The organism is Sphingobacterium sp. PCS056 (assembly GCF_023273895.1).
Lineage (GTDB): Bacteria > Bacteroidota > Bacteroidia > Sphingobacteriales > Sphingobacteriaceae > Sphingobacterium.
This window is the reverse complement of sequence record NZ_CP096883.1, coordinates 1,472,390-1,489,456: the sequence shown is the minus strand read 5'-3', so window position 1 is coordinate 1,489,456 and position 17,067 is coordinate 1,472,390. Positions and strand designations below refer to the sequence as shown.

General features: G+C 40.5%; 14 protein-coding genes. 5 read left to right on the top strand and 9 right to left on the bottom strand.

Features of this window, described 5'->3' with window-relative positions; translation table 11 throughout:
* Window positions 1-2 precede the first annotated feature (2 nt).
* A complete protein-coding gene (locus tag MUB18_RS06350; RefSeq protein WP_248755337.1) occupies window positions 3-2,453 on the bottom strand; it encodes a TonB-dependent receptor in 2,451 nt (816 codons plus the stop codon).
* Window positions 2,454-2,723: 270 nt separating this feature from the next.
* Entirely contained in the window at window positions 2,724-3,257 is a 534-nt protein-coding gene (locus MUB18_RS06345) for an RNA polymerase sigma factor (RefSeq protein ID WP_248755336.1), read from the bottom strand.
* Between the two features lie 308 nt (window positions 3,258-3,565).
* On the opposite strand from MUB18_RS06345, the gene MUB18_RS06340 reads away from it, so the two are divergent.
* The 3 genes from MUB18_RS06340 (at window position 3,566) to MUB18_RS06330 (ending at window position 5,992) form a co-directional block, all read left to right on the top strand.
* Window positions 3,566-4,519 (top strand): fasciclin domain-containing protein, encoded by a 954-nt coding sequence (locus MUB18_RS06340; protein ID WP_248755335.1) that lies wholly within the window; start codon window positions 3,566-3,568, stop codon window positions 4,517-4,519.
* A 161-nt stretch (window positions 4,520-4,680) separates the two neighbouring features.
* A complete protein-coding gene (locus tag MUB18_RS06335) occupies window positions 4,681-4,854 on the top strand; it encodes a hypothetical protein (protein ID WP_248755334.1) in 174 nt (57 codons plus the stop codon).
* 1 nt (window position 4,855) lies between these two features.
* Window positions 4,856-5,992, top strand: a complete 1,137-nt coding sequence (locus tag MUB18_RS06330) for a helix-turn-helix domain-containing protein (protein WP_248755333.1) — start codon at window positions 4,856-4,858, stop codon at window positions 5,990-5,992.
* A gap of 149 nt (window positions 5,993-6,141) precedes the next feature.
* Here MUB18_RS06330 and MUB18_RS06325 read toward each other — a convergent pair whose 3' ends face one another.
* The 4 genes from MUB18_RS06325 to MUB18_RS06310 all read right to left on the bottom strand — a co-directional run bounded on the left by MUB18_RS06325 (window position 6,142) and on the right by MUB18_RS06310 (window position 13,220).
* Window positions 6,142-7,818, bottom strand: a complete 1,677-nt coding sequence (locus tag MUB18_RS06325; protein ID WP_248755332.1) for a RagB/SusD family nutrient uptake outer membrane protein — start codon at window positions 7,816-7,818, stop codon at window positions 6,142-6,144.
* Between the two features lie 8 nt (window positions 7,819-7,826).
* Window positions 7,827-11,162, bottom strand: a complete 3,336-nt coding sequence (locus MUB18_RS06320) for a TonB-dependent receptor (RefSeq protein WP_248755331.1) — start codon at window positions 11,160-11,162, stop codon at window positions 7,827-7,829.
* A 183-nt stretch (window positions 11,163-11,345) separates the two neighbouring features.
* Entirely contained in the window at window positions 11,346-12,536 is a 1,191-nt protein-coding gene (locus MUB18_RS06315; RefSeq protein WP_248755330.1) for a FecR family protein, read from the bottom strand.
* 108 nt (window positions 12,537-12,644) lie between these two features.
* The gene (locus MUB18_RS06310) at window positions 12,645-13,220 is read right to left on the bottom strand and encodes an RNA polymerase sigma factor (protein ID WP_094773101.1); all 576 of its coding nucleotides are present in this window, start codon (window positions 13,218-13,220) and stop codon (window positions 12,645-12,647) included.
* A gap of 444 nt (window positions 13,221-13,664) precedes the next feature.
* Between MUB18_RS06310 and MUB18_RS06305 the strand changes: the two genes are divergently transcribed.
* On the top strand, window positions 13,665-14,000 hold the full coding sequence (locus MUB18_RS06305) for a hypothetical protein (RefSeq protein WP_248755329.1): 336 nt from the start codon (window positions 13,665-13,667) through the stop codon (window positions 13,998-14,000).
* On the opposite strand, the gene MUB18_RS06300 is transcribed toward MUB18_RS06305, so the two are convergent.
* Complete coding sequence (locus tag MUB18_RS06300) at window positions 13,997-15,094, bottom strand: PAS domain-containing sensor histidine kinase (RefSeq protein ID WP_248755328.1); 1,098 nt, start codon at window positions 15,092-15,094, stop codon at window positions 13,997-13,999. The genes MUB18_RS06305 and MUB18_RS06300 overlap by 4 nt on opposite strands.
* 457 nt (window positions 15,095-15,551) lie before the next feature.
* Here MUB18_RS06300 and MUB18_RS06295 point away from each other — a divergent pair, with 457 nt between their 5' ends.
* Complete coding sequence (locus tag MUB18_RS06295; RefSeq protein WP_262917524.1) at window positions 15,552-16,004, top strand: nucleotidyltransferase family protein; 453 nt, start codon at window positions 15,552-15,554, stop codon at window positions 16,002-16,004.
* Between the two features lie 178 nt (window positions 16,005-16,182).
* Here the strand turns inward: MUB18_RS06295 and MUB18_RS06290 are convergent, their stop codons facing one another.
* Entirely contained in the window at window positions 16,183-16,503 is a 321-nt protein-coding gene (locus tag MUB18_RS06290) for a hypothetical protein (RefSeq protein ID WP_248755326.1), read from the bottom strand.
* A 100-nt stretch (window positions 16,504-16,603) separates the two neighbouring features.
* Window positions 16,604-17,059 carry a DUF5675 family protein gene (locus MUB18_RS06285; RefSeq protein WP_248755325.1) on the bottom strand — a complete coding sequence of 152 codons (456 nt, stop codon included), beginning with the start codon at window positions 17,057-17,059 and terminating at the stop codon, window positions 16,604-16,606.
* Between the last annotated feature and the right edge of the window lie 8 nt (window positions 17,060-17,067).

The window sequence follows — 17,067 nt, the reverse complement described above, 5'->3', positions numbered from 1 at the left end:
AATTAAAATATGGACATTCTCAATTTGGTGTAGAACGCACGACCTGCTTTTTGCAGTCCAAAATTATCGTAAAGTCTTTCGTCGGTAAAGTTTCTAGCTTCCATAGAAATCCCGTACTTATTATGCTTCCAAGAATAGGACAAGATTGCAGAATGTACATCTTGATTCGGAATATAAAGCTTGGTCGATTGAGACGCTAAGTTCTCCCAGCTCATATAAAATTTATGGGTATATTGATTCATATAAGTCAGTTCAATACGCGTACCCATTCCCAACCAGTCATTTTTCCCGATTGAAATATCTACATTTCCATACAGGTACGGTCTATTGGGCAGTTGCTTGTGCAGGATGGATTCCGCCTGATCAATAGATTCATCGGTTTGCAATTTGCTTACGATTGCTTTATCATAACTCCCATTTATATTAACCCGAAATAGATCTTTATAGCCATATTTCGCATCAAACTCGATCCCATACAATCGTGCTCCATCCAAGTTGGAGTAGCGATAATAATTACCAGCACTGACCATCTGGATATAATTATTGGTGTTGCGTAAGAACGTAGTGACATCCAAATTGATAAAATGTTTATCCCTGAAATAGCCATTATAAAACACCCCTAGATTTACATTATTCGCTTCTTCAGGTTTCAGATCAATATTGGGCAACACATAGACAACGTTACCATAGAGCTGTTCTACCGAAGGTAATTTATACGATTTTTCGATCGATGTTTTGATTCCTATATCTTTCTTCAACAGATATCTTAAAGTCAAGCCACCGCTTTTATAATCTTTATAGTTGTCATACTTGACCACATCACCTTCAATCAGATTGCCCTCACTATCGTATTTCCGCTCATCTGCCGTATAGCTGTTATCCATACCATAATATTTAAAGAATACCACAGAACTCAGTTTTTCATTTAGCCATTGTCCCTGCCAAGCCAAGTTGATCAGGTGTTTATTCAGACGTTTGGGCCTGCTGTTGATTTCCCGATACTCCTCGGTTTTCATCAGATCAAAATTCTTTTGCTGATTGGTACTGAGGTTATAGCTCAAATTGATCACTTGCGATTTTTGTTTATTCAGATTATAAGAAAAATCGGTCTTTGCGATATAACTCTTGTTGACAATCTGATCATAAGCTTCATCCTTAAATGTCCCATTACTTTGTGGTATCCCAGACCAGTAATAGATATATTTTGCGGTATCCCTCACATCGGTCCGGCTATCACCATAGCTTGCAAAAATATCCACATATAAATCCGGAAGGAAAAGCCCATTTTTTCGATACTGGATACTTGGAGTCAGGAATTTATTTTCAGACCATCGACCACCATATACCGATTTGATATTGGATCCCATTTGGATTTGCTTGTTATTTTCCGAATAGCCCAGTCCAAAAAGGAGACGATCTGCCCATTTCACGTTTTCAAAACCAGCCTCTATTTTTCCCATTCCCGAGGTGTAAGCATCATGAAAACGTCGCGCTTGATCGACTTTCACCAACTGATTCTGCACGATCCCTGTTTCTTCATCAACAAAGGATTTGAAGTATCCGTCGAGATTAATCCCATACTTCGGATTGCTGTACATCCTATAATTATTGTCCGAATGGTTGAAAAACGCATCCGCTTTCACCATCAATCCGGTCTTTGCATCCCGCATATTGGCGATCAAGGAGGCTTGGTGGGTATTGAAAGAGCCATAACCATAGCTAAAATCAAAAAACTGTTTATTTCTACGTTTGGTGATGATATTGACAGCACCACCCAGCACGTCCGTTGGCAGGTAAGCGGGCACAACTCCCTTATACACTTCAATACGGTCAACTAAATTGACCGGAATATTATTTAAGGTCATGGAGCTCCCGTAATTTTCCATGGGTACCGCATCGATAAATATTTTGGCATCCAAGCCATTGATTTTAAAGGAGAAGTCAGACCCCATTCCCCCGTCTTCACGAATGGTCACCCCAGGAGAGCGTCTCAATAGCTGATTGAGATCAGCCACCTTATCCACCTGTGTATTTAAATCGATCACATTGACCGCATAGCCCGACTGTTTTATTTCCTGCACCTTACGTTGGTTTAAGGTTTTCCCAACAACAGAGACCTCATCGAGTGATTTTTCATCCCGACGAAGCTGGAAATCCAAAAAGGTACCGGTGTTTGTTGCCAGATTAATTTTCCTCGTGTCCGAATGAAAACCGACACTTGATACGCGCACATTGAAATGTGCCTGCTTTAATTTCAAGAATTGGTAGGATCCATCGACATCACTGGTTGTTCCCAAATCCAATTCCTGTATCGAGATAGTCGCACCAGCGATAGGTTTTCCAAAAGTGTCTTTTACGTAACCCGATAGATTAAACGTTTCTATTTTTTGTGCACACAGTAAGAGCGAGATGTGTAAAAAAAATCCTGTTAAAAATAATTGTTTAGACTGCATGTATTGTATTTATTATCGCTTTAAATTTTCCAAATGTTTACAACTTTTTAAAAAACACCTCATTTTGTTGGTACCTCACAGAATAACAGGAATGCACACCGCTTTCCAATCAGTGGAAAGAGCAAGACGCAATTCCTTCTTATGCTGTCATAAGGAAATTAGGATATCTGTTGATGGTGATTGACGAACACCCTATATGAGTATAGTGTCGTTTTTGTAGAAATTGTCCCGATTTATTTATACTTAATATAAATAAGGAAATAAAGCGTCTTAAAAACCTACTTTTTTCAGGTTCATTCTAATCGATTTCAGGCAAATAGAGAGTTTATTACGAATCGTTTTTTCGGATAGGTCTAGCGCATCAGCAATGGCACTATTGTCTAGCCCATCTCTAAATTTAAGCACAAACATATCTTTACTCTTGGAGGGGAGCTTTGTCATCATATGATCGATGGCCAGATGAAGATCTTGATACATCATGTCCTGATCGGATTCCTGATCGGAGATGATATCAACATCATTCAGATCCATTTTATCATCAATAATCAATCTTTTCTTGATTTCGTGCAATGCGGCATATTTTACCGCTCTTTTGAGATAAATTTCGATATGTTCAATCTGACGCTCTTTTCTCTTGTCCCAGAGGGACACAAAAACATGCTGCACCATGTCCTTTGCCAAAGATTCATCATGGACAATACAGATAGCATACTGCAAAACTTGATCCCAATACCGTATATAAATCTGTTCGAAGCTCTTGGCATCGATTGACTTACAAGACAATATTTTATTTTGATCGCTCATATCGTTCACTGGCTCGACAAATTTAACTTAATTTAGATACAATCCAAATAAGAAATGAAATAAACCCGTAAAAGCCATGTCTCGTCTTATTGCCTATTTAAAAATAATGGAGTAAAGTTATCTTGTATAGGAATAAATGAAAATCCAACTTTTCAATAATTATAATTATCTGTCATAATTGGCATTAAAAATAGTATTAATATATACCATATCGAAAGAAGAAATAAAAATCAAAATAAATTAAGGTCTATTTTAATCCCTTTGGTATGATGTTTGGTTATAATTTTAGTATATAAATATACTAAATAATGAAAAAATTAAATTTTACACTCTTCAAAAAGTCAGCTGCTATCCTGTGCATAGCAACGTTAATTTTTATGGGCTCTTGTAAAGATGATGATCATCCAGAACAAGAAGTAACCACTATTTCTGCGATCGTTAGTACAAACAAAGATTTTTCTTTACTGAAGTCTGCCTTGATCCAAGCGGATCTAGTTGATGTATTAGCAGGAAATGGACCATTTACTGTATTTGCGCCTAACAATGCTGCTTTTGTGGCTGCAGGCTTGGATTCCGAAACCAAAATTAAAGCATTACCAGTAGCCGATTTAAAGAAGATCTTATTGTATCATGTTTTAAGTCAAAAGACGGTTTCTTCATCACTTCCAAATGCAGCCAATACAGCTGTCAAAACCCAAGCAGAAGCTGATGTATTTATTACTAAAAACAACAATGGTGTTTTTGTCAATGGCGCGGCAGTAACACAAGCTGATGTGATGGCTTCTAATGGTGTGATTCATGTGATCAATACGGTTTTGATGCCACCCACGGGCAATATTGTACAGGTTGCTCAAGCAAATTCGAATTTCACTTTTTTAGTAGCTGCTGTATTAAGAGCCAGCCAAGGTTCGACCAATGTTGCACAAGTGTTATCCGGAACAGGTCCACTTACGGTATTTGCTCCTACAAATGACGCCTTTATAAAGGCAGGATTTGCAACAGTTGCGGCTATTCAAGCTGCCGATCCAGCGGTATTGACCAGCATTCTGACTTACCATGTCATTTCAGGACGTGTTTTATCGAGTGATCTGACCGAAGCTGCACAGCCAGCGACTGTCAACGGTGGCAAAGTCATGATCTCATTATCTGGTGGCGCAAAAGTAAAAGGAAATAAAAATGCAACAGCAGCGACGATATCGCCAGCGAACTTATTAACGACCAATGGCGTGATCCACGTCATTGACCAAGTACTATTACCTTAATTAACATCGATTAGTTTTCCAATTCCAAGCACGATAAGCTTCAAACTTATCGTGCTTATTTTTTCTCAAAATCTCAAGAGCCAACGCCATTGTACTTCAATATTGATAGTTGTCTTTAATGAAGTAACCACGATCAAATCGCTGACTTTAGCACAACATAAGTGGACATCCCGCTACCCTATCAGTTACCTACTGGATTGGGATATCATGAATGGCACCCTGCTCGTAAAAAACTGCTTATTCCATCCTTTCATCCAGATATTCCAGTGTCAAAACTAATGGCTAAAAAATTAATTATTTATGCTAAATTGACCAACCTTAAAGCATCAGCCTAAAATGAAAAAAATTGACCAAAAACAATACGATGTACGTGCTTTCGAGATCTTATTGAGAGCACAAATCTCCTCGGTATATCCTGACAAATCAATTGTCAATAAAACGATACATCAACTTGCGCATCTACTTGAGAACGAGGAGCAACAGTTGACCGCAAAATCGTTCTTTAGGGTCTGCCATGCTTTAAAATTGGACCTGACTGTAGTGTGCTATGAGTTTTTTAAAAACCTGCCGTCAACCCGGTTACAGACCTTTGGCAGTCCATTAGAAAAACTATTTGGCATATTTTTAAACAGTAAAAGCGATGTTTCGGCCGCAACAGGCTTAAGTGAAGCTCGCATCAACGATTTATTTAATAGATCATATGATCAATTTTATGCCTATGAAATCTGTTCATTAGCGATCGCATTTGGGATAACACCTAGTACACTATTTGAATATTTTTATGATGGTACAAAAAAGAAAGTGGTCCTCAAGCTTGAACTGGTAGATGACATCAATAGGCAGCCAAATGAGGTATTGTTCATGGATCAATCCACGGATAACGATCATATAGTTAAAGAGGACAAGACGACCAGCACCTTAAGGAAGGTTCATAGTAGAACTTTTGATGACCTAGTCAAGCATACAGATTACTTTTCGACACCGCGAAGCCCCAAGGATATTATTGAAGACCTCAAACTCCGATATAATCTATCAATAAGTGTAGGCAATGTCTATTCCTATTTGAAAAAATATACGAATAATGAACTCACAAAGATTAAAGCGGTCCAGTACACCGCGCTCGGAACACGATCTAACAAACCTACAGTTACGTATATTAAAACTCGACCACAACGTGCAAAGAATAAAAACGCAGAAGATCATGTGATCATAAAAAAGACCAAAAATAGGGATGAATATAGTTCCGAAGTGCTCGACCAACAGGAGCAAATAGAAGATCCGGTATCTTTAGATCAATTGTATGAGCTGATTGCGGGTCACCCTAACCAGCGTCTCTCCTTTTATTTGACCGTATTTGACGTCAAGGCCACATTATTGCAAAGCAAATTACAAGAACTACAAGAACAAGGTAAAATCGAATATTGTGGTACCCGTAAAAGCGGAGGCTATTGGGCGATCAATAAAGAAGGATAATAAAGAGCTAGAGCAAGAATAAAAAAAGATACCCTACAACCCATAGCGACATGAAACACAACATGCGGAGAATAATAGGATTATTTCTCCGCATGTTACCACCCAGGTTATTTAAAGAACTACCATTATGAGTAGCAGTTTGGTCTATATTACCAACCCGGGTTTTGTCCTAGATTTGGATTTCTTTCCCACTGTGTCTGCGGCACAGGCCACAGGTAGTTTTTGGGATTTTCAAAAGCACGGTTCCACTGCACGACCAAAAAACCATCTTTATTTTTACGATAAGCAGCACTTGCTAGCTGCGGAAACCAAGAAGCTTTTACGCCCTCGATATCAGCCGCTAGACGGTTTCCTTCTTTCCATCTTCGGACATCAAAATAACGTTGTCCCTCCAACACCAGTTCTACCCGCCTTTCCCTGCGGATTTCGGTACGGATATCCATACCGTGCTGTGCTAAAAAACTAAGCTCCATACGTTTCATCCCCACACGATCACGCAACAGATTGATCGAAATGTCCAGATCAGCCTGGGTCAGTTTGCCCTGCTCCATTCGCGCCTCCGCATAGGTCAGCAATACCTCTGCGTACCGGATATGATGAATATCATTATCATCTCTGTTATAATTTGGAACAGCAGATAGCTCCACATATTTTTTATAATAGTACCCCGTTGTCGTTACCGATCCACGGCCATCTTGACTAAATTTAGGAACTTGGAAGATCGTGGGGTCCGGATTGCTCGCAATCGGTCTCCCATCATATCGTCCACCCCATTTATCACCCGGCACCAAGATCGTCTGTGTCATTCTCGGATCTCTATTTTTGAAAACATCTTCATAAGTATCGTCTTTATACAATGGTGATTTATCGATCGGTAGACCATCCGATGCTAAATAAGAATCAACAAGCGATTTGGTTGGCACAAAACGTGCAAACTGATCAGGGACCTGAATTTCCCTACTTAAATTATGCATAATAATATCCATTTTATGCAATCTGGCAAACAGCGTTTCCTGATTTTTCCCCATGGCCACTTTGCCATTGCGTGTAAACAGTTCCTGATAAGCAGTTTTGGGACTACCAGTGGTATATAACCTATATACACCTAGATCCATGACATCTTTGGCCGCCTTTTCAGCGATTTCATATCGTCCATATGCCAGCGCAATCCGCGCTTTTAACGCAAGGGCAGTACCTTTGCTAATACGTCCTAGATTTTTCGCTGTTGGAATTGCTTTCGGGAGCACAGCAGCAGCTTCATCCAGCTCCTCCAATAGGAAATCAACCACTTCTGCTTGTGCCGTTCTACCATCATAGAGCTCAGGATCACCTGGGTTCAGGGGTACCAAAGACAACGGAATATCTCCGTAAAAAGACGTCAAAAAACTGTATCCCAAAGCTCTGATCACGCGTACTTCAGCAGCAAGCTGTTCATTAGCACCTGGAGTAGTTTCTTCCGCATTTTTGTACTTTTCCAAAAAGACATTACATTCTCGTATATCACGATACATATTGCGCCATTCAGCATCCACTGTAGGCTGAGTGACCGGAAATACACCAGATCCAATATCTTTATATTCAGTTGTGGTCGGCCACATCGTATTTTCGGCCAAGTTTTCCATATCCACGATATTCTTCGCTTTTACACGCGAGTATATCGCTGTAACCGCCATTTCCAACTGCTCTTGTGTCTTCCAGTACGTATCGTCCACAATTTCATCTTGCGGATAGCGATCCAGAAATTTAGTACAACTGGTCAATGCAGCCAATCCCACAATGAGCAGCATCATTTTTAAGGTACGGGTTTTATAATTTTGAAGTAACATGATCTTGACTATTTAAGGTTAAAATTGAGGCCGACAACATAGGTTTTCACTTGCGGATAATAACCACCGGTATTACCAGCAGGTATTTCCGGATCATAACCTTTGTAGAAATTAGTTTTGGTCAATAGGTTATCCGCAGAGAAATATATTCTCAACTTGGAAACCCTGATTCTTTCCATCATCGCTTTTGGAAAAGTATATCCAATCTGTAGATTTTTTAACCTCAGGTAAGCTGCATCTTCGATCCATTTGGACGATAGACGTGTGTTATGAGTACGCATATAAACCAATCTGGGATAAGAAGCATCGGTATTTTCTGGAGTCCAGCGATCCAGATGCACATCTTGAGGCATAGCACTGTTATTAATAAAAGGGTGACGTGCAGCGCCGCCCAAATAGCCATCGGCTTTGCCTACCCCTTGCAGAAAGAAACTAAAGTCAAACCCCTTATAGTCCAGATCACCTCTAAATCCATAGGTATAACGAGGAATTTCACTGCCAAGAATTACACGATCTTTCAATACCGTTATTTCTGTTGCATCCGCATCTGCAGGTTTGTAAATCAGGTCACCAGGAGCCACCAGATCACCCTTTTGGAATGGAAATTTAGGAACGTATTTTCCATCTACGATATTAAAGTCACTTTCTTGAGCAATTCGATCAGCCACAAATCCATAAAATGCATCCAATGGATATCCTTCCAATCGAACTTGATCTCCTAGATTATTCGCGAAATTTTCAAGCTTGGTGATCTTATTTTTGACGTCCGAAAGATTAAAATTGGCCGCATATTTAACATCTCCGATTTGATCACGCCAGCCCATAACCAGTTCCCATCCTTTATTCTGTACCGATCCCGAATTTTGTGCAGGATAAGCAGTACCCACACCGATCACATCGGGCAACGGCGGATTTAAAATAATCGCATTCGTATTATTGATAAAATATTCTCCGGTCAAGCTTAACCGACTATTTAAAAATGCTAAATCTACCCCTATATTTGTTTTTTCAGCAGATTCCCAGGTAATAAACTGGTTAGGAATAAACGTTTGCCTAAAACCTACCTGCCCTTCATCGCCGATCGGATTGTTACTGGTCATCTGTACAGAAGCTAAGGTCGCCATATACGGGAAATCACGTCCTACCTTGTCATTTCCTTGTGTACCATAAGAGAAGCGAATCTTGGCAAGATCCCAGAATCCCTTCATATTTTCAAAGAATTGCTCTTCACTCAAAACCCAACCTGCAGAGAAAGAGCCAAACCAGTTCCATCGCACATCCTTATGAAATCGCGAGGAACCGTCACGGCGAAAATTACCTTCCAGCAGATATTTACTGTTGTAGTCATAGTTAATCCTTCCAAAAAAAGACATCAACGCATTCTGGTTACTGGAGCTGCTGTTCAACTGGTTGTCCGTACCGACAGCAAGCGATTCCAGTTCCTGAACCGGGAGATTTTGTCTTGAAGCCCAAAAGTCATTTCCCACAGTCTCTTCTACTGAAAACCCCAACAGTCCGGTGATGTTGTGTTTATCTTGAATACTTGTTATGTAATTGGCCGTACCCACGAATGTTTGATAAGTGCCCGAATAATGGTCCATCTTGATGCTATTTGGATTATTGGTCTGATAGATCAATTTATTATCATCGGGACTAAAATAATTGATTGTCTTCAGAAGCGTGTTTCGCTTCGAATTATATTTTACTAAGCCATATTGCCCCCTAAGATCGAAACCTTTCATCAAGCTAAGTGTGGCTGCGATATTGGCCGTAATTTCTTGCGAAGTAAAACGGTTGGTACCGCCATCTGTTGCCACCGCCACCGGATTACTTTGTCCACCATGATAGCCCCAGCTTCCATTTGAAAATTTTACAGGCACTAAAGGACGGATGGAAGTCGCACCCGAAAGCGCACTCGTACCCGACGCCGAACCGTAATAACCACGATCAATGTACCCCAAGTTGGCATCGATCTTAATACGATCGATCAGTTCAGTATTGAATCGCATACGCGCATTATGACGTCCCGCTTTAAAATTATCACCGACCACCAGTCCCCCCTCGCCTAGGTAACCATAAGAAACGTAGTAGTTGCTCTTGTCTGTACCGCCCTGCAGGCTCAAGTTATAATTTTGCTGTGCAGCATTCTTTTTATATACTTCATCGATCCAATCGGTATTGGCAAAATAATTAAGGTCACTACCGTTTCGCGCCGTTTCGATATCCTGTTCACTGTAGGTCGGACCCTGGTTGGCATTTCGGTTAGCTTCATTCTGCAGCAACATATAATCTACAGAACCTAAAAAATGTGGTAAAGCAGTAGGAGTCTGCAGTCCATAGTAACTATTGAAACTGAGACTCGTTGTACCTGTCTTTCCCTTTTTAGTCGTGATTAATATTACGCCATTTGCTCCGCGTACACCATATATCGATGAAGAGGCCGCATCTTTCAGCACCGACACGTTTTCGATATCGTCCGGATTCAAAATATGGAGATTGCCACCGGGTATACCGTCGATCACCACCAACGGATTGGCATCGCCCCAAGTCCCTACACCACGGATTCGCATCTCAGGAGCAGCATTTCCCGGACTTGTGTTCTGACTTCGGATCGTTAGTCCAGGGAGCTGTCCCTGTAGTCCCCTACCGACATTGGTAATCGGACGGCTTTCCAATTCCTTGCCAGACAAGGTTGCAACGGCACCTGTCATATTTATCTTTTTTTGTACGCCATACCCTACGACCACGACTTCATCCATCAACTTCTCTTCCTGTTGAAGCTGAACTTCCAAGACCTGTTGATTACCAAGCACAATTTCCTGCTTTTTATATCCTATAAAAGATATCACCACGACATCGCCAGAATGGGCTAAGATCGAAAAGCGTCCTTCAGCATCCGTAGCAATTCCGCCCGCCGACTTCCCTTTCACCACAACACTGACACCCGAAAGTACCTCACCCGCAACATCCGTAATACGTCCAGAAAAATGCTGCTGCTGGTCGACATCCGCCTGCATCGAAGCGCGCCGATCTGGAAGAACAGTCGCCTTTCTTCTTTGAATCACAATCGACTTTTGATCGATCGTATACTGGAGATTACGGGTAGCCAACAATTGATCCAATGCAGCAGTTATCGGTTGATTGCTCAGATCGACGTTTAGATTTTTCACCTCTTTGATGACGTCACTTTTACATAAAATATGATAACCCGTCTGATTCTTTAATTCCGTTAGGAATTTCACAAAGGGCATATTTTTTTGTTTAATCGTGACCGTCTGCGCCCGTACAGTTGCTTGAAGCTGCACAACAGAACAGAAAATAAACAGGATCAAAAATTTCATCATGACGAAGTATTTAAAGTGCTGGGAATGGAGCCTTTTGTCCATTCCGAGATTATTTTTTTTCATTACCTTTGACTGGTTTAAGTTTAAATATAGTATCTACAATATGCGATTATCATCACTTGAACTTTATTCCCGGGATAGTTAGCGCTATTCCGGTATTTTGTTCAACATCCCTGAGTACATTTATTTCATGAATGTTACCCTCCTTCCTTCAATTTTATAGTGGATATCTTCATCGGTCATTTTGATCAGTCGCAGCACATGACTAAAACGGCTATTTCTTCCAATAGAGCCCCAGATTTTCATATTTTTGAGTTTTTCGTCCAAGATGAGTTCTACATCATACCAACGGGCCAATTTTTGAATAACCGTAGACAGCGGCTCATTATTAAATATAAATTCACCCTTTTTCCAAGCGGTAAACTCCTCCATATGGACAGGATAAACCTGTATCTGTCCATCCCTAAAGGCTGCCTGCTGCCCCGGTATCAAAAGATGCGCAGGCTGGTTTTCATGCGAAACCCTAACTTTACCTTCAACCAGTGATACCAATGACACAGCCTCCTCCGGATAAGCTGTAATATTAAAGTGTGTACCCAATACTTCAACTTTCTGATCTTCCGTATGCACGATAAAAGGACGGTTCTTGTCACTGCTCACTTCAAAATACGCTTCCCCGACTAAGGTTACTTCGCGTTGATTTTTTGCAAAAGATTGGGGATAGATCAATTTAGAATCGGCGTTGAGCCATACATGAGTTCCATCGGATAGGACGACCTGGTATTCGCCACCTCTAGGAACACGAAGAGTCATTACTTTAGCAGCAATTTCGCGTTCATCTGCTAGCACTGTGCCATCTGTATAGCTTAATGCACCCATCAGACTTATACCCTCATGAGCATCGCTCAAGACAATCTTTTCACCATTATCCATGCTTAACAGAGCACGTTTCTTTCCTGGATCAAAATCAGCGATCATTTTATGGTGCAGATATTGTGATTTCCTTTGCGGCTCCAAGATCAAATAGCCTGCAAGCAAAAAAATCATAAAACAGGAAGCTGCAAGATATAAATAACGACGTCTCTTGATCGGATATCGGAAAGTATCAGCGCCCTGATGATGTCTTTGTTGCTTTACTTTGATCAAGAGATCGTGCAATAAAACCTCTTCCCGTTCCTGAGCATGGACATGGAGAAACTGCTGATACTCCGATACGGCATGAAGGATCCGCTCCGATGAATCAAATTCTTGAAAGATTTCCTTCAATCTCGGATGGTCAAGCAGTATTTTTTCTAGTATCAGTTCTTTTTCCGGAGACAGTGTTCCTTGCAGTTTATCCTTGATTAAAGAAACGATCTGATCGATGTGTTGCATAAATAATAAGTAGTCCCTACTCTTATAACACAACAAGTTGAAAAACCTTACATCAGTTTATACAGCAGAAGTAAAAAACCGCCTAAACATACTTAGCAGCGCATAAGATTAGAGTAAATCTTTAAATATCAGCAAGAAAACACAGGAATTCTTCAGGTCCAATTTTTGGCGGAGAGTGGTCAAAGCACGGGATTTGTTAGCGTACACCGCATTTGGTGTCATCGCCAATTTGGCACTGATCTGCTCGATGGTCAAATCTTCCATAAAGCTCATCTCAAAAATCATTTTCTGTTTTTCAGGCAGCAGATTCACCTCTTGATTTATCTGCGCAAGTAACTCTGTACGCACGATTTGCATCAAAAAATCCGTATCTTCCACAAGCACCTCTTCATAATCAGTGATGTCATCGATCTGCACAACAAATCTACTTTTCCTGTTGCGGTTCAAACACAAATTTTTGACCACCACATACAAAAAAGAGCGGATCTTATCCAGATGTTCAAATTCGGTCCTTTTTTCCCAAACTTTTAGAAAAGCTTCGGACACCACCTCTTCTGCTTCCTGCACAGATGCACCATATTTACGAGCAAAAAAAAGTAGCGAACGATTATATAACCGGTAGATGGCGACCAAGCCGTCTTCATTTTCTTGACGCAGAGATTCAATAATAGATGATTGCTTCATTAAAATTTAATTTACGAAATCACAGACGAAGTCTTATCGACTTGATCAAGGCACCAAAAATATTAAATATTAGCATCAAAAATCATAAAAGGCTCAGTGAAAAAGAAACCATAACATAATGTTAATCTTTATTTTATATTGGCACAAGCTGAATATATTAATAAAATTTTAAATTTGAGCAGTCCATCGTTCTAAATTCCTTCCATGAATAAAAAAGACACAAATCCCCCCCTATTACCACTTTATTAGATCATTTTAGTAGCCGATCTATAATCATGAAAGTTCATGCAGTCAGACTACCTCATACCATATATCGCAATAAAAGCTTGAACTTGACCTGTCTGCAAGGATGAAGTACATGTTTAGCTGAAAATAGTTGGTTTTAGCGCTTAAGTGCACAATGATTGACGATCTGTATCAACTCACTAGCGTATCGACACCTACATGAGCGCTATACCACTGGAAAGTGTCAGTAGCGCTGACGCAAAGCGTAGAAGAAGAACGCATATTCGACCCAAATTTAGCGTTGTCGCGCAGGTCATAGGGCAGCTATTGGGAGTGCTCTCAGTTCTTGACCACAACAAAGCAATACACTTCGCAATGGCCTATAGTATCCTAAATGAAATACCCCATTTTTTTGCGCATAACCGAGATGCACATGGTACAAAATTTTACTTTTCATGCCGTTCCAAACGTGATGATCCTCTATTTCCGCAAGTATCTGCAGACCTGACAGATTGTGCTCTAATCATCACCCATCAATCGCTCGATTTCTTCTAGCACTCTTCAACACCGTGCGGAAAAAACAATCGGACGATTGTTCCTTTGCCCAAGGCACTGGAGAGGTTGATGGTTGCACCCATAAATTCCATGAGGTCTTTGACCAGCGACAATCCGATTCCAGTCCCTGATCGATGTACCGCATTGCTACCACGCACCTGCATCAGGAAAATTTGACTTAATTCATCTTCAGGAATACCGATCCCGTTATCTTCAAAAACATACACGATGCCATTGTTCGTAGACTCGCTGTAGATGTGCAGATAAGCATCTGCTTCCTTGGCGTATTTAACAGCGTTACCGATTAGATTCGCAAAAATTTGATAGACCGTGCCTTTATCTGCACTTACAGGATATAATTGTCCCAACTTAAATTCCATCTGCTGATCCGGAAAATTCAACTTTACCTCATCGATCCAGCCTCCGATCTTTTTATCGATCTCTACTAGTGCAGCTATATTTTTCACTCCTCTTACTTCATTAAGCTGGAGCGTCTGATTGATAATAGATTCAATATTTTGTATCGATTCGGCAAAATTTTTATACCATCGCTGCGTAACATCAGCAGAGGCATATGTATTTCTGCTCAAAAAATCATTCCCTAATTTTAATACTGACAAGGGATTCTTGAGATCGTGAGCCAAGGTATTTGCAAAGCGGTCAAGTTTATAGCTCAACGACAGTTCATCCCTCTGCCTTTCCATACGTCTATTAGTGAGATTGCGTTCCGTGACATCACTTGCCGTGTGCAATATGGCATGGGTCTGCCCCGCATCATCAACGATCGCTTTATATTCAAAATCAAAAAAACGTTTTATGTGTTTGTCCCCAGCTACAATCGTCGCTGCTACATCCTGCGCACGATATGTAATCCCTGTCTTCCAGACATTTTTCAGAATAGAAGAAAAACCCTCCTGTGCAAAACTGGGGAAAGCTTTGCACAGAGTGGTGCCAATCACGGATGTATCAGCACACCAAATTTCAAGCATGACCTGGTTGGCATACGCAATATTTAGGTCAGCATGGTCATAGATTGCGGTTGCTTGCGGCGAATGGTCTAGAACCGACAGAATAAAGCTGTTATGATCGATCATTGATAAAACAATTAAAATAAATCAAAAAAAAATAAACATCTATCAAAGAATCCTTATCGCACAAGAGCTTTATGGAGTGTTATTTTTAAGTACAAATCGTTTTAATTCACTTGTGGCACTTCAAAAGCGATTTGCATTCAACACTATCAAACGATGATAAAAATTGCGGTAAAGGTAGCGTTAATATAAGCATAATTTTGTAATATGATGATGATTATTTTATTAAGAAAGCCGTAGTGATTTAAGTTTACAAGCAAAAAAACGCAGACTATTCCATGTCTTTTCTTTATGGACTGAAAGCATCAGCTGATCCAGTACACATTCCTCCGTACAGATGGGCTGAATACTCATAAAAATGACTATTTTTGATTAAGCCTGCGCTCATATTTATAGACAATAGACTTAAAGGCATTTTTTTCCATTATTACGCATTGGATTATGGAGCTAAGGATCGCTCATACTTTCTGATCCATTATCGGATTCAGAATGGTCAAAACTACATTCCTGGACGAAAAGCCATACCGTAGCAGGATTGATTTTCGATAGCTTTAGCTTTCTTAGAGACGATCAGCTGCCTCCACAGGCGTTGCGCATAAAATGGGCTGTTCGGGTCGACCAGACCGAACGCCATAATACCAAAATGAACCACGTCATTGCAGCACAATATACTTCCTTTACAAATTCTGGACTCCAGCCGATCTTACAAAAAGAGCAAGCGATTGCTGCTTGCTATGACATTCCTATGCACCGTATGTCGGGAGATATCGACCAATATTTTGAAAACAAAGGTTACGCAGAAGTCCCAATATTTCCTACGCGGATGATCTCCATGAGTATCTATCGATTACATCCACATGAGAATCAACAAAAAAGAGCCGTTACACTATCAGAACGGCTCTTGAGTAGTTAAATTAACGACAAAAGTATGGATTGGCTACTTACGCCTGGTCAATTTCCCCAGTAAACGACTGGTCACAAAACTAACGAGCGTCCCCACAGCCGCTAAGATTATGGTCTGTAACAGGTCGCCAAAAGTAAAACTTCCCCATATGGAGCATATCGTACCTCCCCATGCCGATAGCCGGATATCATTCGGTTTCATCCGACACCTCCTTGCCAGTTTCCAGATCGTATCGTATCACACGACCGGATACATTTTTAGATTCGCAACTCTCCTTAGCAGAAGGCACTAAATCATCACCATCAGAAAGCAATTGTGCAGGCGTAGTTTTACAGTCTGGTTCCTCGCTATTTTGCACCTGTTCATCTTTGTCCGTAATGACCGATTCGATTATACCAAGTCCAAGACCAATATACTTGATGATATGGATAAATTTACCTGGCAATTGGATCGGAGCAAGCAAAATCACCTGGATAGCTCCACTTATTTTTTTGATAATTTTTTTCATTGTTATTTTAAAGTTAGAGGGTTAGATAGTTAGAGGGTTAGATAGTTAGATAGTTAGATAGTTAGATAGTTAAGCAGGAGTTTATGAATAGATCACTCCGTCACTTGTTCACTTCGTTACTGATCACTATAAAAACCTGTTCCTTCGCCATGAGCTTGATCAGCTTTTGATAAAGAGCGATATAGGCTTTTTTTGAACGTCGAAGTTCATAATCGCCTTCGATCAACTCCCAGCTTTGTCCGACCAGCAGACAACCTGCCGTATCACCGATATTGTTTCCGATATGGATGTATACATAGCTGTAATTCGGGATCTCTTTGATCTCCACCATACCTTGATGTACGGCCTGAAATTTACGTTTATATCGCGCATTCATGGCGCCATAGGTATTTAATATAAGCGGATATTCACCAGCAGGAATCGCAGTCTCACCTTTTATTTTACGTTCCCTTACCGCATCTTCTAGACCATAGCTAATCATCACATCGTCGACATAGATTTCAGACAGGGTACTGTTGTTCCCCTGTCTGATTCGCTTGACCAGCATCTTCGCCATATCAATCG

Coding starts and splice junctions, on each gene's coding strand:
- MUB18_RS06325 (WP_248755332.1), bottom strand. CDS start 7,818: ATGTTACTTCAAAATTATAAAACCCGTACCTTAAAAATGATGCTGCTC.
- MUB18_RS06285 (WP_248755325.1), bottom strand. CDS start 17,059: ATGGCGAAGATGCTGGTCAAGCGAATCAGACAGGGGAACAACAGTACC.
- MUB18_RS06310 (WP_094773101.1), bottom strand. CDS start 13,220: ATGAAGCAATCATCTATTATTGAATCTCTGCGTCAAGAAAATGAAGAC.
- MUB18_RS06340 (WP_248755335.1), top strand. CDS start 3,566: ATGAAAAAATTAAATTTTACACTCTTCAAAAAGTCAGCTGCTATCCTG.
- MUB18_RS06315 (WP_248755330.1), bottom strand. CDS start 12,536: ATGCAACACATCGATCAGATCGTTTCTTTAATCAAGGATAAACTGCAA.
- MUB18_RS06300 (WP_248755328.1), bottom strand. CDS start 15,094: ATGATCGATCATAACAGCTTTATTCTGTCGGTTCTAGACCATTCGCCG.
- MUB18_RS06345 (WP_248755336.1), bottom strand. CDS start 3,257: ATGAGCGATCAAAATAAAATATTGTCTTGTAAGTCAATCGATGCCAAG.
- MUB18_RS06350 (WP_248755337.1), bottom strand. CDS start 2,453: ATGCAGTCTAAACAATTATTTTTAACAGGATTTTTTTTACACATCTCG.
- MUB18_RS06290 (WP_248755326.1), bottom strand. CDS start 16,503: ATGAAAAAAATTATCAAAAAAATAAGTGGAGCTATCCAGGTGATTTTG.
- MUB18_RS06305 (WP_248755329.1), top strand. CDS start 13,665: ATGAGCGCTATACCACTGGAAAGTGTCAGTAGCGCTGACGCAAAGCGT.
- MUB18_RS06320 (WP_248755331.1), bottom strand. CDS start 11,162: ATGATGAAATTTTTGATCCTGTTTATTTTCTGTTCTGTTGTGCAGCTT.
- MUB18_RS06330 (WP_248755333.1), top strand. CDS start 4,856: ATGAAAAAAATTGACCAAAAACAATACGATGTACGTGCTTTCGAGATC.